At 71.1% G+C, this 19,293-nt stretch carries 20 protein-coding genes; 10 read left to right on the top strand and 10 right to left on the bottom strand.

From position 1 onward, the window contains the following. Positions 1 to 424: 424 nt before the first annotated feature. Genes RIN75_RS06305 through RIN75_RS06295 form a run of 3 tightly spaced genes read right to left on the bottom strand, consistent with a single transcriptional unit; the run spans position 425 to position 3,173 of the window. Positions 425 to 790 carry a DUF6292 family protein gene (locus tag RIN75_RS06305; protein WP_309110817.1) on the bottom strand — a complete coding sequence of 122 codons (366 nt, stop codon included), beginning with the start codon at positions 788 to 790 and terminating at the stop codon, positions 425 to 427. 19 nt (positions 791 to 809) lie between these two features. Continuing rightward, entirely contained in the window at positions 810 to 2,660 is a 1,851-nt protein-coding gene (locus tag RIN75_RS06300; protein WP_309110816.1) for an acyl-CoA dehydrogenase, read from the bottom strand. A gap of 39 nt (positions 2,661 to 2,699) precedes the next feature. Then, positions 2,700 to 3,173 carry an Lrp/AsnC family transcriptional regulator gene (locus RIN75_RS06295; RefSeq protein ID WP_170199195.1) on the bottom strand — a complete coding sequence of 158 codons (474 nt, stop codon included), beginning with the start codon at positions 3,171 to 3,173 and terminating at the stop codon, positions 2,700 to 2,702. A 77-nt stretch (positions 3,174 to 3,250) separates the two neighbouring features. Here RIN75_RS06295 and RIN75_RS06290 point away from each other — a divergent pair, with 77 nt between their 5' ends. From RIN75_RS06290 to RIN75_RS06270, 5 genes are all read left to right on the top strand, one after another. Beyond that, positions 3,251 to 4,456 (top strand): PLP-dependent transferase, encoded by a 1,206-nt coding sequence (locus tag RIN75_RS06290; protein ID WP_309110815.1) that lies wholly within the window; start codon positions 3,251 to 3,253, stop codon positions 4,454 to 4,456. 21 nt (positions 4,457 to 4,477) lie between these two features. After that, positions 4,478 to 5,896 carry an amino acid permease gene (locus RIN75_RS06285; protein WP_309110814.1) on the top strand — a complete coding sequence of 473 codons (1,419 nt, stop codon included), beginning with the start codon at positions 4,478 to 4,480 and terminating at the stop codon, positions 5,894 to 5,896. A 541-nt stretch (positions 5,897 to 6,437) separates the two neighbouring features. After that, positions 6,438 to 7,043 (top strand): pyridoxal 5'-phosphate synthase glutaminase subunit PdxT, encoded by a 606-nt coding sequence (pdxT, locus tag RIN75_RS06280; RefSeq protein ID WP_309110813.1) that lies wholly within the window; start codon positions 6,438 to 6,440, stop codon positions 7,041 to 7,043. A 21-nt stretch (positions 7,044 to 7,064) separates the two neighbouring features. After that, a complete protein-coding gene (locus tag RIN75_RS06275) occupies positions 7,065 to 7,817 on the top strand; it encodes a YebC/PmpR family DNA-binding transcriptional regulator (protein WP_309110812.1) in 753 nt (250 codons plus the stop codon). A gap of 56 nt (positions 7,818 to 7,873) precedes the next feature. Continuing rightward, positions 7,874 to 8,383 (top strand): DUF4262 domain-containing protein, encoded by a 510-nt coding sequence (locus RIN75_RS06270; RefSeq protein ID WP_309110811.1) that lies wholly within the window; start codon positions 7,874 to 7,876, stop codon positions 8,381 to 8,383. 442 nt (positions 8,384 to 8,825) lie between these two features. On the opposite strand, the gene RIN75_RS06265 is transcribed toward RIN75_RS06270, so the two are convergent. Next, positions 8,826 to 9,359, bottom strand: a complete 534-nt coding sequence (locus tag RIN75_RS06265; RefSeq protein WP_309110810.1) for a TIGR03086 family metal-binding protein — start codon at positions 9,357 to 9,359, stop codon at positions 8,826 to 8,828. Between the two features lie 181 nt (positions 9,360 to 9,540). On the opposite strand from RIN75_RS06265, the gene RIN75_RS06260 reads away from it, so the two are divergent. Then, positions 9,541 to 11,016, top strand: coding sequence for a peptide MFS transporter (locus RIN75_RS06260; RefSeq protein WP_309110809.1), 1,476 nt, complete (start codon positions 9,541 to 9,543; stop codon positions 11,014 to 11,016). Positions 11,017 to 11,104: 88 nt separating this feature from the next. Here RIN75_RS06260 and RIN75_RS06255 read toward each other — a convergent pair whose 3' ends face one another. From RIN75_RS06255 to RIN75_RS06245, 3 genes are read right to left on the bottom strand one after another with little or no spacing between them, the layout of a single operon-like run. Next, entirely contained in the window at positions 11,105 to 12,400 is a 1,296-nt protein-coding gene (locus RIN75_RS06255; protein WP_309110808.1) for a cytochrome P450, read from the bottom strand. Between the two features lie 47 nt (positions 12,401 to 12,447). Beyond that, positions 12,448 to 12,981 carry a cytochrome P450 gene (locus tag RIN75_RS06250; protein WP_309110807.1) on the bottom strand — a complete coding sequence of 178 codons (534 nt, stop codon included), beginning with the start codon at positions 12,979 to 12,981 and terminating at the stop codon, positions 12,448 to 12,450. After that, positions 12,942 to 13,541, bottom strand: a complete 600-nt coding sequence (locus RIN75_RS06245; protein WP_309110806.1) for a hypothetical protein — start codon at positions 13,539 to 13,541, stop codon at positions 12,942 to 12,944. The genes RIN75_RS06250 and RIN75_RS06245 overlap by 40 nt, the downstream gene beginning before the upstream one ends. Positions 13,542 to 13,810: 269 nt before the next feature. Between RIN75_RS06245 and RIN75_RS06240 the strand changes: the two genes are divergently transcribed. After that, entirely contained in the window at positions 13,811 to 14,368 is a 558-nt protein-coding gene (locus tag RIN75_RS06240; RefSeq protein WP_309110805.1) for a hypothetical protein, read from the top strand. On the opposite strand, the gene RIN75_RS06235 is transcribed toward RIN75_RS06240, so the two are convergent. Beyond that, complete coding sequence (locus RIN75_RS06235) at positions 14,369 to 14,857, bottom strand: thioesterase family protein (RefSeq protein WP_309110804.1); 489 nt, start codon at positions 14,855 to 14,857, stop codon at positions 14,369 to 14,371. A 10-nt stretch (positions 14,858 to 14,867) separates the two neighbouring features. After that, positions 14,868 to 15,053 (bottom strand): hypothetical protein, encoded by a 186-nt coding sequence (locus RIN75_RS06230; protein ID WP_309110803.1) that lies wholly within the window; start codon positions 15,051 to 15,053, stop codon positions 14,868 to 14,870. A gap of 243 nt (positions 15,054 to 15,296) precedes the next feature. Here RIN75_RS06230 and RIN75_RS06225 point away from each other — a divergent pair, with 243 nt between their 5' ends. Beyond that, positions 15,297 to 15,503, top strand: coding sequence for a hypothetical protein (locus tag RIN75_RS06225; protein ID WP_309110802.1), 207 nt, complete (start codon positions 15,297 to 15,299; stop codon positions 15,501 to 15,503). A gap of 270 nt (positions 15,504 to 15,773) precedes the next feature. Here the strand turns inward: RIN75_RS06225 and RIN75_RS06220 are convergent, their stop codons facing one another. Then, positions 15,774 to 16,364, bottom strand: coding sequence for a helix-turn-helix domain-containing protein (locus tag RIN75_RS06220; RefSeq protein ID WP_309110801.1), 591 nt, complete (start codon positions 16,362 to 16,364; stop codon positions 15,774 to 15,776). Between the two features lie 131 nt (positions 16,365 to 16,495). Between RIN75_RS06220 and RIN75_RS06215 the strand changes: the two genes are divergently transcribed. Together RIN75_RS06215 and RIN75_RS06210 are read left to right on the top strand one after the other, a co-directional pair. Then, positions 16,496 to 17,095 (top strand): DUF5753 domain-containing protein, encoded by a 600-nt coding sequence (locus tag RIN75_RS06215; protein WP_309110830.1) that lies wholly within the window; start codon positions 16,496 to 16,498, stop codon positions 17,093 to 17,095. 131 nt (positions 17,096 to 17,226) lie between these two features. Further along, a complete protein-coding gene (locus tag RIN75_RS06210; RefSeq protein WP_309110800.1) occupies positions 17,227 to 19,218 on the top strand; it encodes a PQQ-dependent sugar dehydrogenase in 1,992 nt (663 codons plus the stop codon). The last annotated feature ends 75 nt before the right edge of the window (positions 19,219 to 19,293 follow it).

The raw sequence follows: 19,293 nt of genomic DNA, 5'->3' as shown, positions 1-19,293 counted from the left end.
ACGCGCTGCGCGCTCTCAAGATCAAAAGCGCCTCGCCGGCGGGCAGACCACCGATGGGGGAGGAAGGGCGTCGGTTCCCCCACCGCATGGCCTGGCAAAGCCAACCACAGATTCCCCGGGTGCCGCTGAAAACTTTTGCTCGTTCCTCGCAAAACTTTTTGGCGGCACCCGGGGAATCTGTGGTAGCCCTTCGGGCAGGCCATACGGTGGGGGAACCGAGGCCCCGCCGTGGCTGATAGCCGGCCCGCCGCGCGGAGCGCGGCGAAAAGCGAAAGCGAAAAGCGAAAGCGAAAAGCGAAAGCGAAAAGCGAAAGCGAAAAGCGAAAAGCGAAAGCGAAAAGCGAAAGCGAAAAGCGAAAGCGGAAAGCAGCCGCTGCGCGGCCAAAGCGCGCCGCGCCGTCGAAGACTGCCGGACGCCGCCCAACTAAGCGTAGGGCCGCAGCCGAATGGCCAGTGCCTGCCGGTTGCCCTTGGCCGTCGGCTCGACCCCTCCGCACCGCCCGGCCAGCACGTCGGCCACGAACCGCGCCACCACCCGGGGCGGCGGGACCAGGGGATGGCCCAGGTGGGCCAGCACGACGGGTGCCTCGAACGGTGCCGTCTCCACCGCGATCGACCAACCGTGGACGTCGCTCCACACCAGCATCAGGTCCCGTTCGGTGCCCTCGGCGAGCGCCAGGTACGCGGTGACGGTGTCGCTGACCTCGTACTCCGTGCCCTCCGGGGGAACGCCGACCTGCTGGGCGACCGCGCGCACGTACCCGGCCAGGCCTTCGGTCAGCTCGTCCATACGGCCCATTGTGGACTTTTCAGGCGATGATCGGAGCCCTCAACCACGACTCCGGCACGCCGAAGGCGTCCACCAGTCGCCGCGCGTCGGGCCGCAGCAGCCGGCACAGGTCGTTCACCGCCTGGGTCACCGCCTTGGCCCGCGCCGGCGTCAATCGGCCGTGTTCGAGGAACCACGCCCGGTCCGCCTCGATCACCGACAGCGCGTACAGGTCGCACACCCGGTCCAGCAGGTCCCGGGTCGACGGGTCGGGACACCGGTCCACCGCCGCCACGAACGCCTCCAGCACCACCCGGTCCACGTGCGCCCGCGCCGCGTGCAGCACGTGGTCCTGCGCCGCGTTGAACACCTCGAACGCGTTGTCCGCCGTCGCCCGTCGCAACCGCCGCGCCAGGCCCTCCAGCACGTGCCGCTCGCGGTCCTCGAACTGGCGGACCTGCCAGCCCCGGTCCAGCAACGCGTCGGAACTGCCGCTGACCAGCCGGTCGATGATGGCCCGCGCCGCGGTCCGCTCGATCACCACGCCCACCGCCTGGTCGGCGACGAACCGGGCCATGCCCCATGGGTCCAGGTCGCCGACGTGGTCGCGGTAGCTGGTCAGCAGGCCCTTGGCGACCAGTTGCAGCAGCACGGTGTTGTCGCCCTCGAACGTGGTGAACACGTCGGTGTCCGCCTTGAGCCCGGCCAGCAGGTTCTCCGCCAGGTACCCGGCCCCGCCGCACGCCTCCCGGCACGCCTGGATGGTCGCGGTCGCGTGCCAGGTCGCCACCGCCTTGATCCCGGCGGCCCGGGACTCCAGCTCGCGCTGCGCCCGGTCGTCGGAAACGTCGTGCAGCGCGGACACCAGTTCCTCCTGCGCGAAGTGCAGCGCGTAGGAGGTGGCCAGCGCGGGCAGCAGGCGGCGCTGGTGGGCGAGGTAGTCCAGGATTACGACCTCCTCGCCGGTGTCGGGCCGGGTGAACTGCCGCCGCCGCTCCGCGTACCGGACGGCGATCGTGAGCGCCTTCTTGGTCGCGCTGCCCGCGCCGCCGGCGACGCTGATCCGCCCGCGCACCAGCGTTCCCAGCATGGTGAAGAACCGGCGGCTCTCGCCCTCGATCGGGCTCTCGTACGTGCCGTCCGCGGCGACCTTCCCGTACCGGTCCAGGAGGTTGGCCCGCGGCACCCGGACCCGGTCGAACGCCAGCCGCCCGTTGTCGACGCCGTTGAGCCCCGCTTTCGGCCCGCAGTCCTCGATCCGCACGCCCGGCATCGGGTGCCCGTCGGCGTCCCGGATCGGCACGAGCAGCGCGTGCACGCCGTGCTCCGCCCCGCCGCTGACCAGTTGCGCGAACACGACCGCCATCCGGCCGTCGCGGGCGGCGTTGCCGATGTAGTCCTTGCGCGCCGAGGGGTCCGGGGTGTGCACGACGAACTCGTCGGTCTCCGGGTCGTGCGTGGCTGTGGTGCGCAGGTTCTGCACGTCCGACCCGTGCCCGGTCTCGGTCATGGCGAAGCAGCCCGGCAGGTCCAGGTTCATGATCCCGGGCAGGTACTCGTCGTGGTGCCGCTTCGTCCCCAACGCCTGCACAGCCCCGCCGAACAGGCCCCACTGCACACCGGCCTTGACCATCAACGACAGGTCGCCGAACCCGAGCACCTCGAACGCCACCACCGACCCGCCGACGTCGTCCCGACCGCCGTACTCCGCGGGGAACCCGATCAGCGGGTGCCCGCCGTCGGCCAGCGCGCGCATCTGCTCCAGCACCCACGCCCGGTACTCCTCGCGCGGCAGCTCGCCGACCGGCTCCAGCTTGCCCAGCAGCTCCACCGAGGTGCGGCGCAACGTCGCCCAACGCCCGTCCAGCAGGTCCCGCAGTGCGTCAGCCATGGCTTTGCCTAACACACCCGTGCGGCGTGTCGCCCTTTCTCACGACCACGGGCCGCGGCCCTCCACAGGCGGCACGGTGTGCTTGCGGACGTGTTGGAACAGCAGGTTCGTGTGCAGTTCGCTGACTTCGCGGCGGGTGGTGAAGCGGTCCAGGACCAGGCGTTGGAGGTGGGCGGTGTCGGCGACCGCCACGTGGACCAGGAAGTCCTCCGGACCGGCCACATGGGACAGTGCCAGCACTTCCGGCAGCGACAGCACGTACTCCATGAACGGCTCGACGATGGCCCTCGTGTGCGGGCGCACCCGGACCGCGATCACGGCCTGCACGGGACGGCCGATGGCGGCCAGGTCGACCTCCGCGTGGTAGCCGGTGATCACGCCGCGCTCGCGCAGCGCCCGGTGCCGGACCACGCACGTCGACGCCGCCACGTTGACCCGGTCGGCCAGGTCCTTGTTGGGCAGCCGCGCGTCGTTCTGCAGCTCCCGCACGATGGCCGCGTCGATCGAATCCATTGCGGTGAACTCCCTCGTCCGCCGAACGGCCTGCGGAATCAAGGCCGTTCCGGTGAGGATAAGTCCACGATTCGGCCATGACACGCTTGCGAACGACGGCGGTGCACGGTGGGCGCGGTGACCTCGCGGACCTGGGTGTGCACGCCCCGCCGATCGACCTGTCCACCACCTACCCGGTGCCCGACCAGGTCGCGGGCGGCCACGCCCTCCAGGACCTGGCGGAGGGTGCCGCGCACGCCGCGTCCCCGGTGTACTCGCGCCTGCACAACCCGACCGTCGCCCGGTTCGAGGAGGCGCTGGCCTCGCTGGAGCACACCGAGACGTCGGTGGCGTTCGGCAGCGGCATGGCGGCCGTGACGGCGGTCGTGCAGGCGGCGTGCGTGATGCGAGGTCTTCCGCATGTGGTGGCCGTGCGCCCGATTTACGGCGGCACGGACCACCTGCTGTCCTCCGGCCTGCTGGGCGTGCGCACCACGTACGCCACGGCGGACCGGGTCGCCGAAGCGGTCACGCCCGAGACCGGTCTGGTGGTGCTGGAGACCCCGGCCAACCCCAACCTGGACCTGGTCGACATCGCGTCGGTGGTGGCGCAGGCCGGTGGCGTGCCGGTCATGGTGGACAACACCTTCGCGACGCCCGTGTTGCAGAACCCGGCCCTGCTGGGCGCGACCTACGTGCTGCACTCGGCCACCAAGTACCTGGGCGGGCACGGGGACGTGCTGGGCGGTGTCGTGGCGTGCGAGGAGGACGTGGCGCGGGCGTTGCGCCAGGTCCGGATCATCACCGGCGCGGTCCTGCACCCGCTCGGCGGGTACCTGCTGCACCGGGGCCTGGCGACCCTGCCGCTTCGGGTCGAGGCGGCGCAGGCGTCGGCGGTGGAGTTGGCGCGGCGGTTGGCTGCGCACCCCGGTGTGGGGCTCGTCCGCCACCCGAGCCTCGTCGAGTCACCGTTGATCGGGACCCAGATGCGGGGGACCGGCGCGGTGCTCGCGTTCACGACCCGGGAGAACCCGGCGGCCGTCGTGCGCCGGCTGACCCTGGTGACGCCGGCGGTGTCGCTGGGCTCGGTGGACACGCTCATCGAGCACCCGGCCGCGCTGACCCACCGGCTGGTCGACTCGAAGGACCGGATCGCGTCCGGCGTCCCGGAGAACCTGCTGCGCGTGAGCGTCGGACTGGAGGACGTCGAGGACATTTGGGACGATCTCGACCAGGCCCTTGCGAGTGATTGTGAGGGTGATTACATCAAGCCTTCCTCAAGCGATTCTTACGCGGCCGTGTAGAACCGCTAACGTCCGGCCACCATGAATGAGCAGATGGCAACGGAGCCGGACGCCGACGGCTACACCAAAGCGCTGTCGAAGCGTCAAGTTCAAATGATCGCCATCGGTGGCGCCATCGGCGTGGGCCTGTTCCTGGGCGCGGGCGGGAGACTCGCCCAGGCCGGGCCGTCGCTGGTGTTCTCGTACGCGGCGTGCGGAATCGCTGCGTTCTTCGTGATGCGCGCGCTCGGCGAATTGGTGCTGCACCGGCCGACCGCCGGCAGTTTCGTGGAATACGCCCGCGAGTTCATCGGCCCGTGGGCGGGATTCACCTCGGGCTGGATGTACTGGGTGAACTGGGCGATGACCGGCATCGCCGAGATCACCGCGGTGGCGATCTACGTCCACCGCTGGCTGCCCGACCTGCCGCAGTGGGTGACCGCGCTGATCGCGCTGGGCGCCCTGGTGGCGATCAACCTGCTGTCGGTGAAGCTGTTCGGCGAACTGGAGTTCTGGTTCAGCGTCATCAAGGTGACCGCGATCGTGGTGTTCCTGTTCACCGGCGCGGCGCTGGTGATCGGCAGCGCGGACGTCGGCGGCCAGACCGCGGGCGTGCACAACCTGTTCGACAACGGCGGCATGTTCCCGGCCGGTGTCGGCATCGCGCTGATGACGTTGCAGGCTGTGATCTTCGCGTACTCGGCGATCGAACTGGTCGGCATCGCGGCCGGTGAGACCGCGAACCCGCGGGCGGTCATGCCGAAGGCGATCAACGGTGTGGTGTACCGGATCGGGGTGTTCTACGTCGGGTCGGTGCTGCTGCTGGCGATGCTGCTGCCGTGGAACCTGTACAGCGGGGCGGAGAGCCCGTTCGTCACGGTGTTCTCGGCGCTTGGCATCGCCGGGGTCGGTGACGTGATGAACGCCGTGGTGCTGACGGCGGCCCTGTCGTCGTGCAACTCGGGGCTGTACTCGACCGGGCGGATCCTGCGGTCGCTGGCGCAGAAGGGCGAGGCGCCGGCGTTCACCGGTCGCATGAGTGCCCGGCACGTGCCGTACGGCGGGATCCTGTTCACGTCCGTGGCGTACCTGGCGGGTGTGGTCCTGAACTACATCGTGCCCAAGGAGGCGTTCGACATCGCGATCGCGGTGGCGTCTTTGGGTGTGGTGGCCACATGGGCTACGTTGATCTTGTGCCAGTTGCGGTTGCGGAAGGCGGCGTTGCGCGGTGAGGTCGAGCGCCCGTCCTATCGGATGCCCGGTGCGCCTTACACCGGTTACGCCACGCTCGGGTTCCTTGCGCTGGTCATCGTGCTGATGGCTTTCGCGGGGACCGCGGAGCGCATCGCGTTCTGGTCCATTCCCGTGCTCGCGGTCGTCCTGGTGGTCGGCTGGCGAGCCGTCAAGTCCCGTCGTTCGTCGGCCCACCAGGCCGGGGAACGGGTCGCGGTGGGCGACTAGCACCTCACCCACCGCGGGAACATCGGGCGGCCGGTCCGGACGAGTGCCACGAGCACCCGCCCCGAACCGGCCGCCTGCTTTTCCGGGTTGGGGCACTGGCCGCCGCCGCTGCCTCGCTGCTGCTTGCTTCGCCGCCGGGCCGGTGGGGATCGGCGGCTGGTGGGCTGCTGCCGGGCTGCTGCCAGGCTGGTGCGGCCGGAATTGTCGGTGGCTCGTGCGATCATGGACGCGGGGGCCGGAGGCCGCCCCTTGTGTCGTTCGAATCGCTGGCCGTAACGCTCTGAGCTGCGGAAATGGCTTCCGCGGGCGGCTCGGTTCGCGGTGGGTCGGCAGGTCGGGTAGCGCACAAGCCAGGGCGGCGCTGCCCTGATCTGCCCACCTGCCGGCCCCACCCGCCCCGGCCTCGGGCCGCCCGCCCCGGTCCGCCCGCCCCGGCCCGGCACCCGCGCCAACCCCGCCCGACCGGGCGAAAGCGGCTGGTGGGAAAGGCCCTCAGTGGTCCGGCTAGGCTGGAGGTACTGCACAAGGAGGAAGACCAGTCGTGTCCGTCGTCGGTGTCCTCGCCCTCCAGGGCGACGTCCGTGAGCACCTCGTCGCCCTCGCCGAGGCCGATGTGCTCGCCCGCCCCATCCGCCGCCCCGAGGAACTCGCCGAGGTCGACGGGGTCGTGCTGCCCGGCGGTGAGTCGACGACCATCAGCCGCCTCCTGGAGACGTTCGACCTGCTCGAACCGCTCCGCCAGCGGATCAAGGAGGGCATGCCCGCCTACGGGTCGTGCGCCGGGATGATCCTGCTCGCCGACCAGGTCCTCGACGGCCGCGCCGACCAGCACCAGCTCGGTGGGCTGGACATCGTGGTCCGGCGGAACGCGTTCGGGCGGCAGGTGGATTCGTTCGAAGCGGAACTGGACTTCACCGGTGTGGGGCAGGTCCACGCCGTCTTCATCCGCGCGCCCTGGGTGGAAAGCGCCGGGGAAGGCGTGGAAGTGCTCGCCAGGGTCCCCGAATCGGCCGAAGCCGGAGAGGCCGCCGGTAGGATCGTCGCGGTTCGGCAGGGGCACGTGCTCGCCACCTCGTTCCACCCGGAACTGACCGGTGACGGACGCGTGCACCGCCTGTTCGTGGACATGGTCCGCTCCGCGGGCTGAGTTAATCGACGGAGGATTTTGATGAGCGGCCACTCCAAGTGGGCCACCACTAAGCACAAGAAGGCCGCCCTCGACGCAAAGCGCGGCAAGCTGTTCGCCAAGCTCATCAAGAACATCGAGGTCGCCGCGCGCACCGGCGGGGGTGACCCGGACGGCAACCCGACGCTGTACGACGCCATCCAGAAGGCGCGCAAGAACTCGGTGCCGCTGGACAACATCGAGCGCGCCCGCAAGCGCGGCGCGGGCGAGGAAGCCGGTGGCGCGGACTGGCAGACGATCATGTATGAGGGCTACGGCCCCAACGGCGTCGCCGTCCTGGTCGAGTGCCTCACCGACAACCGCAACCGCGCGGCGTCCGAGGTGCGCACCGCCATGACCCGCAACGGCGGCAGCATGGCCGACCCGGGCTCGGTGGCCTACATGTTCACCCGCAAGGGCGTCGTGATCGTGCCGAAGAACGGCCTGTCCGAGGACGACGTCCTGATGGCGGTCCTCGACGCGGGCGCCGAGGAGGTCAACGACCTCGGCGAGAGCTACGAGGTGGTCAGCGAGGCGGGCGACATGGTCGCCGTGCGCACCGCGCTCCAGGACGCGGGCTACGACTACGAGAGCGCCGAGGCGAACTTCCTGCCGTCGGTCACCGTCCAGCTCGAGGCCGAGGGCGCGCGCAAGATCTTCAAGCTGATCGACGCGCTGGAGGACTGCGACGACGTCCAGAACGTCTTCGCCAACTTCGACGTCTCCGACGACGTCATGGCCGAAGTCGACGCCTGACCCGAAGCCGCGTGTGACCCCGGACCGTACGCAGGGGTCACACGCGGTTGGGCAGAATGGCCGATGTGACGAGCCCTCACGAGTCCCAGTTGCGCGACTGGCTGTTCGACCAAGCGGAGCGCCACGGGCACGCGGTGGTCAACGTCGCGGCCGATCGGGAGGGTGCGGGCTACTCGTTTTCGGTGGGCGCGTGGCGGCGGTTCGGTGTGGCGGAAGCCGTGGTGCTGGGGTTGCCCACGGACATCGCCGAGGTGCTGATCCGCAGCTACGTCGACCGGGCCAGCCGGGGTGAGCGGTTCGTGCCCGGCAAGTTGTACTTCGACTTCTTCGACAACGTCCCCATCACGTTCGAACGGGTCTTCAAGGGCTTCTACCCGGAGTTCTTCGGCAGCGCGTTCCTCCTCTACGGCAAGGGCGACTTCGCCGCCGTGCAGATCCTGATCCCGACCGTCGACGGCGTCTTCCCGTGGCAGCCGGGCGCCCCGCAGGGGTTCGCCGACTGGCAGCTCGTGCTCACCGAGAGCGGTGTCCCGGAGAGCTGGACCCCGGGCGTCAGCGGTCCCTGACCAGGCCTTCACCTGGGCTTTTCGCCCCGTTCAACCGGCGCCGGCACCCTCTGGTCACGCCTTCACGCAGGTGCGGGCGTTGATCTACGCTGGTCCGTCCGCCACCCGTCGGGCCCCCCCGCACACCCGCGGGCGGGGCCCGACGTCGTTGTCAGGCGATCGTTGTCAGGTGTCCGGCCGTCGACACCGGACAACCGCGAAGGGCTATCACTGTGGTGTGCCCCGAGGCGTCGGGGACTTGGGCACACCACAGGGGGAGGCACGTCCCGCTCCGCGAAGCTGGGGGAGATCCGCGGAGCGGGACGCGCGCCACCGGGTTCGGGCGGGATCTTGGCCTCCGGGACGCCCCGCTCGGGGTCAAGGAACAGGTCGTGGGGGGAAGCCTCCGACAGGTTTCCCCCCCACGACAGATCACACGGGGTCCACTCTGCACCGCGAACACTCAAGGCGTTCTGCCCAGCATCGCCACCAGCCTGGTCTGGTCGTCGGCGTCGTCGGGCACCGGCACGGGCGCGTCGAACAGCCCGCTGTCGGCGAAGGAGCCGGCGTTGGACTGGGCGTACTCCAGCAGCGTGTGCGCCAGGTCGGGGTCGAGCCGGTCGTCCACGCCGATCGCCCGCGCCAGGTCCCACGCGTGCACGCCCAGGTCGAGCGTCATCTGCCAGCAGTACTCGGTCGCGGGTATCCGCCCCCAGCTGACGTGCACGGTCTTCGCCAGCGCCTTCGGTTCGATCCACGCCTCCCGCGCCGCCGCCGCGGCCACCACCCACGCGTGCAGCGGGTCGTCGCCGAGCTGGTCGCCGTCGAAGCGGTCGCCCACCTGCTCGACCGTGCAGCCGGCCAGCAGCTCGGGCGCCCACAGCTGCTCGTACACCAGGTGGTTCACCAGGTCGTGGACCGACCACTCCTTGCACGGGGTACCCAGGTCCCAGTGGTCGGGGCGCACCCGGCGCACCCGCGAGTCGAACTCCGTCATCGCGCGTCCGTGAGCCTCGATCAGATCCACACCCTGAGTGCACCAAAGGTTGCCCGGGATCGCACTCCGAACGTGTGCGTTCGGCCACTTGGCCGTCATCCGGTTTCAACCAGTACGTCCGTACGGCGTAACGTGACCCGGAACGCCGGGGTGACATCGTTGACACCAGCAGGAGGAACCAGTGAGCGCCACGAGCGCGGTTTCCACTCCGCAGCGCGGCTTCTTCGGACATCCCCGAGGACTGTCGACGCTGTTCTTCGCCGAACTGTGGGAGCGCTTCTCCTACTACGGCATGAAGGCCATCCTCGCCTACTACCTGTACCGCAGCGTGGACGAGGGCGCGCTCGGCCTGGACAAGAGCTTCGCGCTGTCCCTGGTCGCCATCTACGGCGCGTCGGTCTACATGTCCGGGGTGGCGGGCGGCTGGCTCGCCGACCGGGTCCTGGGCGGGCAGCGGTCGGTGTTCTACGGCGGCGTGCTGATCATGTTCGGGCACATCGCGCTGGCGTTGCCGATCGGCGTGGCGGGCGTGTACACCGGCCTGATCCTGATCGTGCTCGGCACCGGCCTGCTCAAGCCGAACATCTCCACCGTGGTCGGCGGCCTGTACGCGGCGGACGACCCGCGCCGGGACTCCGGTTTCACGATCTTCTACATGGGCATCAACCTCGGCGGCTTCCTCGCGCCGCTGGTGTGCGGGTGGCTGGGTGAAGAGGTCGACTGGCACTTCGGCTTCGGCGCCGCGGCCGTCGGCATGGCGCTGGGCCTGATCGCCTACCGGTTCGGCCGGCGCAACCTGGGCGACGCGGCCCTGGTCCCGCCGAACCCGCTGCCCGCGGCGGAGCGCGGTGCGCTGATCGGCCGGATCGTCGGGTTCTCGCTGGGCGCGGTGGCCGTGGTGGCGCTGCTGGTGGTGACCGGGCTGGTGGGCGGGGAGGGCGTGATCAACCTGATCAGCCTGGCGTCCGTGGTGCTGCCCATCGGCTACTTCGTGGTGATGATGCGCAGTCCGAAGACCACCCCGGTGGAGCGGTCCCGGCTGACCGCCTACATCCCGCTGTTCATCGCCGCCGCCATGTTCTGGCTGCTGTTCGAGCAGAGCGCGACCGTGATCGCGGCGTTCGCCGACACCCGGCTGGACCGGCACTTCCTGGGCTTCGACGTGCCCGCGTCGTTCATCCAGTCGATCAACCCGGTGATGATCATCCTGTTCGCGCCGCTGTTCGCGCTGCTGTGGGTGAAGCTGGGCAAGCGCCAGCCGTCGACGCCGCGCAAGTTCGCGTACGCGCTGCTGCTGGTGGGGTTGTCGTACGTGCTGATGATGGTGGCCAGCCAGGGCGACCCGGCGGTGCGGGCGTCGTTCCTGTGGATCATCGGGATGTACGCGGTGATGACCTCCGGTGAGCTGTTGCTGTCGCCGGTGGGTCTGTCGGTGACCACCAAGCTCGCGCCGCGGGCGTTCGCGTCGCAGACGATGGGGCTGTGGTTCCTGGCATCGGCCGCGGGCCAGGGCGTGGGCGCGATCGTGGTGCGGTTCTACAGCGACGAGAACGCGGTGGCGTACTTCGGCGTGCTGGGCGGCGTGTCCATCGCGCTGGGCCTGCTGCTGGCGGCGGGCACGAAGAACATCCGCAAGCTGATGCACGGCGTGGACTGAGGCGCTTCAGGACGCGAGGCGACCCGCCGCGGCGGCGGTGCGGCGGGTCGCCTCACGCGCGTACCAGCATGCCCGAAAATCCTGTGGATCAGCTGATGGTTTCCACCATCGTGTGGTGTTTCGCGGTCCCGGTGTGCACGGGAAACCTCGCCGCGCCGCGGATCACGCGGGACGGTCGCCGGCGCACCCGGCCGGCCGCGCGCAGGTCCGGGAACCGGCGGAACAGGCCGCGCAGCGCCGCCGCGCCCTCCATCCGGGCCAGGCCCGCGCCCAGGCAGTAGTGGATGCCCGACGAGAACGCCAGGTGCTCCCGACCGTCCGCCCGGCCCGGGTCGAAGCGGTGCGGGTCGGTGAACACGGCCGGGTCGCGGTTCGCGGCGGCCAGCATGAGCATGATCGGTGTGCCCTTGGGGATCCACGTGCCCGCCACCCGCGTCGACTTGAACGGGACGCGCACCGTGTACTGCACGGGCGGGTCCAGCCGCAGGGTCTCCTCGATCACCGCGTCCGCGTAGGACGGGTCCTCGACGAGCCGGTCCCGGACCTGCGGGTGCGCCAGCACGGCCAGCACCGCGTTGCCGATCAGGTTCACGGTCGTCTCGAACCCGGCGACCAGCAGCAACTCCGTGGTCGCGATCAGGTCCTCGCGGGACAGGTCGTCGTGCGCCGCCAACATGCTGACGACGTCGTCGCCCGGCGTCTGCCTCCGGTGCTCCACCAACTCGTCCAAGAACGCCTCGAACTCCCGCAAACCCTGGTGCAGCGCACGCATCTCGCCCATGTCCCGCACCCCGTCCAGCGCATTGACCAGCGCACCGCCCCAACGGGCGAACGCCTGGTGGTCCGCGCCCGGCACGCCCAACAGGTCCGCGATCACCTGGATCGGCACCCGCGCGGCGAAGTCCCCGACGAGGTCGAACGCGCCGCCGCACGCGGCCTCGTCCAGGTACTCCTCCACGACCCGCTCCACCGTGGCCGCCTGCGCGCGCAGCCCCTTCGGCGTGAACCAGGGCGCGACCAGGCGGCGCAGGCGGGTGTGGTCGGGCGGGTTGCGGACCAGGAAGGACTCCTCGACCGGGTTCACCAGTCGTCTGCCGTCCACGTAGGCGTTGGAGTCGACCGGGGACAGCGCGCCCGCGGGCAGGGTGCCGAAGTCCGGGTCGCGCAACAGGTCCAGGCACAGCTCGTGCGAGGCGGTGAGGTAGAGGCCCATCCGGCTCTTCACGAGCGTCCCGCGCGCACGGACCGCTTCGTAGGCGGGGTAGGGGTCGCGGGACGGGCTCATCCCGAACAGCTTGGCGGCGGGGTCCCCGAGCAGGGCCTGCGCCCGGACGATGGTGCGCCCCAGGAACAGCAGCGTTGCGTTCTTCACCACGGACGACATCCCTCCACGGTGACCCCCTTCGATCGAGTGTTCAAGGACGGAAACGATCAGTTCCCGGCCCGCCGGCGACGTTTCCGGCCACCGCGCCAGCGGGTGATCGGCAGGGTGGTCAGTCGCCAGGTGCCGGGGTCCGGGCTGCGTTCCGGGGTGCCTGCGAGCGCCAGGTCCGGGTAGCGGGTGATCAGCGCGGTCAGGGCGATCTCCGTGTCGGCGCGGGCGAACGCGGCGCCGAGGCAGAAGCGCGGGCCGTGGGCGTAGCCGAGGTGGCCCGGGCCGGACCGGGTCAGGTCCAGGGTCTGCGGGTCGGCGAACGCCCTCGGGTCGCGGTTGGCCGCCATGATCGCCGCGCTGACCGGTTCCCCCTTGCGCACGGTCACGTCGTCGAAGACCACGTCCTCCAGGGCGAACCTGGGCGTGGTCAACAGCTGCGGACCGGCCCAGCGGGTCAGTTCCTCCACCGCCCGGGGCATGAGGGACGGGTCGGCGCGCAACGCGGCGAGGTGGTCGGGGTGGGTGAGCAGGACCTCGACCGCGTTGGCGATCAGGTTGGTCGGCGTCTGCCCGGCCAGGACCAGGTGCACACCGGGGTGACCAACTCGTCGTCGGTCAGCCGGTCGCCGTCGTCGGCGCGGACTTCCAGCAGGGTCGAGATCAGGTCGTCGCCGGGCTCGGACCGGCGGTGCGCGACGGCCGCCCGGACGCCCTCGACGATGCGCGGGATGGCGTCCGGGAACGCTTTCCCGAACCCGCCGACCACGGCCGCGCCGTACTCCCTCCACTGTGGACGGTCCGCGGCCGGGACGCCGACCAGTTCGCAGATCACGTCCATCGGCAACGGCTGCGCGAAGTGCTCCAGCAGGTCGACCTCGCCCTCGGGCAGGGCGTCGAGGAGGTCGTCGACGATCCGCTGGATGCGCGGCCGGAACGCCCGGCCCCGGCTCGCGGTGAACGCCGGCGCGGCGAGCGTCCGCAGGCGCAGGTGCTCGGGGCCCTCCATCTCGGCCATGGTGCGCAGGTAGCGCAGGCAGTGCTCGGGGATGCCCGGTGGCCGCAGGAAGCTGCCGCTGTTCACGGCGAACCGGCCGCCGCCCAGGACTTCCCGCGCGTCCTCGTGCCGGGTCGCGATCCACAGCGGTCCCATGCCGGGGACCTGCATCCGGGCGAGCCGGCCGGCTTCCCGGGCGGTGTCGTAGGTGTCTCGCCCTGGCCTGGGTCCGGCCGCTGGTCGCCGACGACTGGCTGGGCCGCGACCTGCTGCCCGAACTGCTCACCGACGACCTCCGCCGCCCCTGCGCGCAACTGCTCGGCCTGGACGCGCTCCTGCTCGCCCTCGCCCTCGAACGCCTCCGCGCGCCGGACCCGGACCCCGCCGCACCACCCACCCGCATGGTCCGCCACGCCCGAACCCTGATGACGACCCTGTTGGGCGCCCACCAGGTCGCCGCCTCGGCCCCGGGCTTCCTGGAGCCCTACGACGTGGTGACCGCCGTGGAGGGCCTCGCCGGCCTGGAGATCAACGACTACCGGGCCGCGCCGGCCGCGAGCCCGCCGGTCCGCCGCGCCGACGAGGCATGGGAGCCGCCGCCTGCCACCGACCTGGTCCGCGGCACCCCGCACACCGCCGGCGACGGGGTGGTGGCGGTCCTCGGGCTCAACCGCCTCGACGCCGTCGAACAGGCCGCGCGGCACGGCCGGACGACCGTCGTCCTGGTGACCGGCGCGCCCCAGGAGCTGGCCCCGCTGGCCCGGCTCACCCTGGCCCAGCTCACCGGGCCGCTCCGCCGGGCCTTCCCGGCCCACGCCTGGCCGGACGTCCACGTGCTGTGCGACGAGACCGGCGAGATCGCGCGCGCCGCGGGCGTCCCGGCGGTCAGCGACGAGACCGAGGTGGCCGTGCGCGTCTCCGGCGGGCGGATCGTGGCGCGCGCCGAGGGCTTCGCCGCCTGCCAGGCCGTCGCGAGCGGCTGACTACCGGTTGGCGGAGCGCTCGACCGCCCGCGACGCCGACCGCGATGCCGCCGGCGACGCCGGCCGCGTGGTCGGGCGGCGGGGTTGGAAGAGCTTGCGGAAGTCCTCGGGGATGGGGGTCGAGCGCAGCTCCGGGGTCCCGAAGGAGACGTAGCGGTTCCACCCGGTCGCGACCGGCGTCCCGTCCACGTCGGCGTCGAAGCCCATGGTCAGCGTGGTGGTCCCGAGCGTGCGCACGCGCACCCCGATCCGCAGCAGGTCGTCGAACCGCGCGGGGCTGAGGTAGCGGATGGACGTCTCGGCCATCACGAAGTCGATGCCGTGCTTCTCCAGCTCCTTGTACGAGCCGAGCAGCGAGCGCAGCGTCTCGACCATCGCCGCCTCGAAGAACACCGGGTACCGGGAGGCGTGCACGATCCCCTGGCGGTCGCAGTCGACCGGGCGCACCCGCACCCGGTGCACGTGAGCGGCAGGACGCGGGTCAGCCATGCAGGTGATCCTATGGGGTCACCCGAAGGGCTTGCGACGGCCGGGCGGCGAGCACGCCCAGTGCCGCCGCGAGCAGGTGCACGGCCGCGACCAGCAAGATCACCGTCGCCGGCCCCGTCCGGACGACGAGCACACCGCCGACCGCCGCACCGGTCGCGAACCCGCCCAGCTTGAGGCTCGCCCCCGTGGTCGACACCTGCCCCAGCAACGACGCCGGCGTGTAGACCTGCCGCGGTGATCAGCGACGCCAGCGTCGGCCCCTGCACCGCCCCGGCCACCAGCGCCAGCGCCGGCAACGCGGGCAGCCCGGACGCCACGGGCCACAGCGCCACCGCCGGCGCGAACGCCGCCACCACCGCGAACCGCGGCCGCGTTGAACAGCAACGCGTCGTAGGAGGTCACCCGCCGGACGTCGTCCGCCAGTCGCGGCACCAGGCTGGTGAACCCGCCGCTGGTCATCGGCAACGTGATCCCGGCAAGGCACGCCAACCCCAGCAACGCCCACGGCGTCGACCCGACCAGGACCAGCCCGCACGCCACCGCCGCGAGCACGAACTGGTTGCCCGCCAACGCGATCACCGGCCGCCGCGTCCGGTCCAGCCACGCGCCGAGCAACGGTCCGGACAGGATCGACGGGATCGTGTAGGCCGCCACGACCGCACCCGCGAGCACCGAAGAACCCGTACGCGCCAACACCAGCAGCACCACGGACACGCCGACCATCTCGTCGGCAGACCGCGCGAGCCCCGCCGACACCAGGTATCGCGCGACCACCGCGAGGCCGCGTCGGCTTGTCGCGCCGCTTTTCGCTCCGATCACGTCCTTCGATCGGAGCGAAAAGCGGCGCGATGAGCCGACTTCCAGGCGGCCGAGCCCGCGACGCCGGAGGCGGCGCAATTCAACACAGCCTCATCAATCAGCCCGAGCGGCGGTGCCGGCGCACGGACTCCTCGACCAGGTCCAGCACGGGTTCCAGGTCGTCGGCGGGCAGGCCCATCGCCAGGTGCGACACGAGCCCTTCCAGCACCAGCTCCAGGAACGACGTCAGCACGTCGATGTCCACGTCGTCGCGCAGGTTGCCGGCCTCCCGCTGCCGCACGAGGCGCTGCCGGGTGGCGTCGGTGAGCTGCCGCGACCGCTCGGCCCACCGGCCCCGGAACTCGGGGTCCGTGCGCAGCCGGCGCGACACCTCCAGCCGGGTGCCCAGCCAGTCGGCCGGGTGGTCGGCGTCCGGCTCGGGCGCGGACAGCAGGTCGCGCATCACCTGCACGAGACCCTGCTTGGCCACCACGTCCGCCATGCGCAGCGCGTCGTCCTCGGCCAGCGCGAGGAACAACGACTCCTTGTCGCGGAAGTGGTGGAAGATCGCTCCCCTGGACAGACCGGTAGCCTCTTCCAGACGGCGTACGGTGGCACCCTCGTAGCCGTAGCGCGCGAAACACGCACGCGCGCCGTCCAGGATCTGGCGGCGGCGGGCATCGAGGTGGTCCTGGCTCACCCTGGGCACCGGTCGATGTTGCCAGGACCGGCTGAGAAATTCCAATCAGTACGTACGGATTGGTCGGCCCCACTTTGGGGTGGTCTTCCCGACGAGCACTCGAAACCGCTGGTCACGCCCCACTACGGTGGCGCACCGTGATGAAGGACATCAGCCGGTTCGCGCGATTGGGCCGGCGCCCGACCGACGGCGACGTGCGGCGCGGGATCGACCTGATCGACCTCGTCCGGCTCGCCCACTACGACCTCGTCGACCCCGACGGCCCGGACGCGCTGCGCGCCGCCGAACGCCGGGCCACCCGCATCGTCGCCTACGACGCCCTGGCCGTGCCCGCGCTGCTCCAGACGCCGGAGTACGCGGCCTTCCTGGGCAACGACCCGGGGCGCGGCGAGGTGCTGGCCCGCCACCTGCCGCCGGCGTGCGAGTTCTACGTGCACGAGACCGCTCTGCACGCGTGGGCGGGGGACCAGGACGTGCTCGACGACCAGCTCGCCGCGCTGGCCCGGCGCGACGACGTCCGGCTGGTGCCGTTCACCGCGGGCTGCCGACCCGAGCTGCGGCACTCGTTCACGTTGCTGTCCTTCGCGGTGGGCGGTCCGGCGGTGCACGCGGACGGGCTGTCGGAGCGGGTGGACTCGGTGGCCCGGTTCCAGGTGGCGGTCGACGTGCTGCGGCGGTGCGCGCTGGACGTCGACGAGTCCCGCAGGGTGTTCGCGAGCCCCTGCGAGGCCGCCGGGTAGCCGCCTTGACACCTCGGCGTGGCCGGTGGTGTCATCTGTTCGGAAAGTTTCCTTTCTAATCACCGCCGCCGCTCGTGCACCCCTGCCGACGTGGAGGCACCGAAGTGGCACCGAGGTATCCGCTAGCCGCCTTGCTCGCGTTGACCCTGACCACCGCACTGACCGCGGCTGTGCCGGCGACCGCCGCGCCGACCGCCTACGAAGCCGAGTCCGCCGCCCTGTCCCGCGCCGTCGTGGAGTCCAACCACGCCGGCTACTCCGGCACCGGTTTCGTCAACTACGACAACGTGACCGGCAGCCACGTCGAGTACACCGTGAGCGCCGCGCAGGCCGGTCCGCACCAACTGGTCTTCCGCTACGCCAACGGCACCACGACCGACCGCCCGTTGTCGGTCACCGTGGACGGCGCGAGCGCCACCACGGTGTCGTTCCCCGCCACGGGCGCGTGGACGACGTGGCGCGACGTCACCACCACCGTGACCCTCAAGGCGGGCACGAACAAGGTCCGCGCCACCGCGACCACCGCCAACGGCGGCCCCAACGCCGACCGCCTCACCGTCAGCCCCGCCGACACCGAAGCCCCCACCGCGCCCCGCAACCTCCGCGCCACCGGCAAGACCTCGACCAGCGTCTCCCTCGCCTGGGACGCGGCCACGGACAACGTCGGCGTCGTGGCGTACGACGTCTACCAGCACGGCCAGTTGATGAAGAGCGTCACCACGCTCAGCACCACGGTCACCGGCCTGACCCCGGACACCGAGTACGACTGGACGGTGTTCGCCCGCGACGCCGCGCCGAACGTCTCACCCGCCAGCAACAACGTCCTGGTCCGCACCGACCCCGCGCCACCGGACACCCAAGCGCCCACCGCGCCGACGAACCTGCGCTCCACCGGCCGCACCACCACGTCGGTCGACCTGACCTGGACCGCGTCCACCGACAACGTGGCCGTGACCGGCTACCAGGTGTTCCGCGACGGCACGCAGACCGGCACCGCGGACGGCACGTCCACCACCGTCGGCGGTCTGACCGCGGGCACGACCTACCGGTTCACCGTGCGGGCGCGCGACGCGGCGGGCAACCTCTCGCCGTTCAGCAACGAGATCACCGCGACCCCCGGCGGCACCACCCCGCCCGGCACACCCGATCCCGGCACGGTCCGGACGATCCTCAGCGGCACGGACGTCCCCTGGGGCCTGGCTCTTCTCCCTGACGGCTCCGCCCTGGTGACCGAGCGGGAAACCTTCACCGTCCACAAGCTCACCGAGTCCGGCCAGCGCACCAACCTCGGCAAGGTGCCGGGTGCGCAGACCACCGGCGGTGAGGGCGGGGTGCTGGGCATCGAGGTGTCGCCGACGTTCGCCACCGACCGGTACGTGTTCGTCTACCACACGGCGTCGTCGGGCAACCAGCTCGTGCGGGCTCGCCTTGAGGGCACGACCCTGACCGGCTGGACCACGTTGCTGTCCGGCGTGCCCAAGAGCCGTTTCCACAACGGCGGGCGGCTGCGCTTCAGCCCGGACGGGCGGTACCTGTTCATCTCCACCGGCGACGCCCAGAACGGCGCCAACGCGCAGAACCTCAACAACAACGCGGGCAAGATCCTGCGCATCCACCCGGACGGCTCGATCCCGGCGGACAACCCGTTCGCGGGCAAGGCGATCTGGAGCTACGGCCACCGCAACGTGCAGGGCTTGGACTTCGACTCCAAGGGCCGGCTGTGGGCGACCGAGTTCGGCAACTCCAGCCAGGACGAGGTGAACCTGATCCAGAAGGGCGGCAACTTCGGCTGGCCGGCGTGCGAGGGCACGTCCGGTTCGTGCTCGGGCACGGTCGCGCCGAAGAAGACCTGGTCCACGTCGTCGGCCTCGCCCAGCGGCCTGACCATCATCAACGACCACGTCTTCGTGGCGACGACGGTCGGGCAGCGGGTCTACCGGCTGCGCATCGACGCGTCGGTGAACTTGGTGGAGCAGCGGACGTACTTCCAAGGCACTTACGGCCGGCTGCGCACGGTCGAGGTGGACCGCGACGGCGACATCTGGCTCACCACGACCACCGACAAGGACGGGACCCCGAACAACGACCGCGTCCTCCACGTGGACATCGTGTACTCAGGGTGACCTGGGTACACACGTTCGTGTGAACCTCGGTTTTCCGGGTCGTGGGCTTGCCTCATGCAGCGCATCGCACCCAGG

The organism is Saccharothrix sp. (genome assembly GCF_031180885.1).
Taxonomy (GTDB): Bacteria; Actinomycetota; Actinomycetes; order Mycobacteriales; family Pseudonocardiaceae; genus Actinosynnema.
This window is presented reverse-complemented; position numbering and strand designations above follow the sequence as displayed.

What these genes read in the sequence shown, in the direction of transcription:
- RIN75_RS06305 (WP_309110817.1), bottom strand. Translation starts at nt 790, where the DNA reads ATGGACGAGCTGACCGAAGGCCTGGCCGGGTACGTGCGCGCGGTCGCC.
- RIN75_RS06300 (WP_309110816.1), bottom strand. Translation starts at nt 2,660, where the DNA reads ATGGCTGACGCACTGCGGGACCTGCTGGACGGGCGTTGGGCGACGTTG.
- RIN75_RS06295 (WP_170199195.1), bottom strand. Translation starts at nt 3,173, where the DNA reads ATGGATTCGATCGACGCGGCCATCGTGCGGGAGCTGCAGAACGACGCG.
- RIN75_RS06290 (WP_309110815.1), top strand. Translation starts at nt 3,251, where the DNA reads ATGACACGCTTGCGAACGACGGCGGTGCACGGTGGGCGCGGTGACCTC.
- RIN75_RS06285 (WP_309110814.1), top strand. Translation starts at nt 4,478, where the DNA reads ATGAATGAGCAGATGGCAACGGAGCCGGACGCCGACGGCTACACCAAA.
- RIN75_RS06275 (WP_309110812.1), top strand. Translation starts at nt 7,065, where the DNA reads ATGAGCGGCCACTCCAAGTGGGCCACCACTAAGCACAAGAAGGCCGCC.
- RIN75_RS06270 (WP_309110811.1), top strand. Translation starts at nt 7,874, where the DNA reads ATGGCCGATGTGACGAGCCCTCACGAGTCCCAGTTGCGCGACTGGCTG.
- RIN75_RS06265 (WP_309110810.1), bottom strand. Translation starts at nt 9,359, where the DNA reads ATGACGGAGTTCGACTCGCGGGTGCGCCGGGTGCGCCCCGACCACTGG.
- RIN75_RS06255 (WP_309110808.1), bottom strand. Translation starts at nt 12,400, where the DNA reads ATGTCGTCCGTGGTGAAGAACGCAACGCTGCTGTTCCTGGGGCGCACC.
- RIN75_RS06245 (WP_309110806.1), bottom strand. Translation starts at nt 13,541, where the DNA reads ATGGGACCGCTGTGGATCGCGACCCGGCACGAGGACGCGCGGGAAGTC.
- RIN75_RS06240 (WP_309110805.1), top strand. Translation starts at nt 13,811, where the DNA reads ATGACGACCCTGTTGGGCGCCCACCAGGTCGCCGCCTCGGCCCCGGGC.
- RIN75_RS06235 (WP_309110804.1), bottom strand. Translation starts at nt 14,857, where the DNA reads ATGGCTGACCCGCGTCCTGCCGCTCACGTGCACCGGGTGCGGGTGCGC.
- RIN75_RS06215 (WP_309110830.1), top strand. Translation starts at nt 16,496, where the DNA reads ATGAAGGACATCAGCCGGTTCGCGCGATTGGGCCGGCGCCCGACCGAC.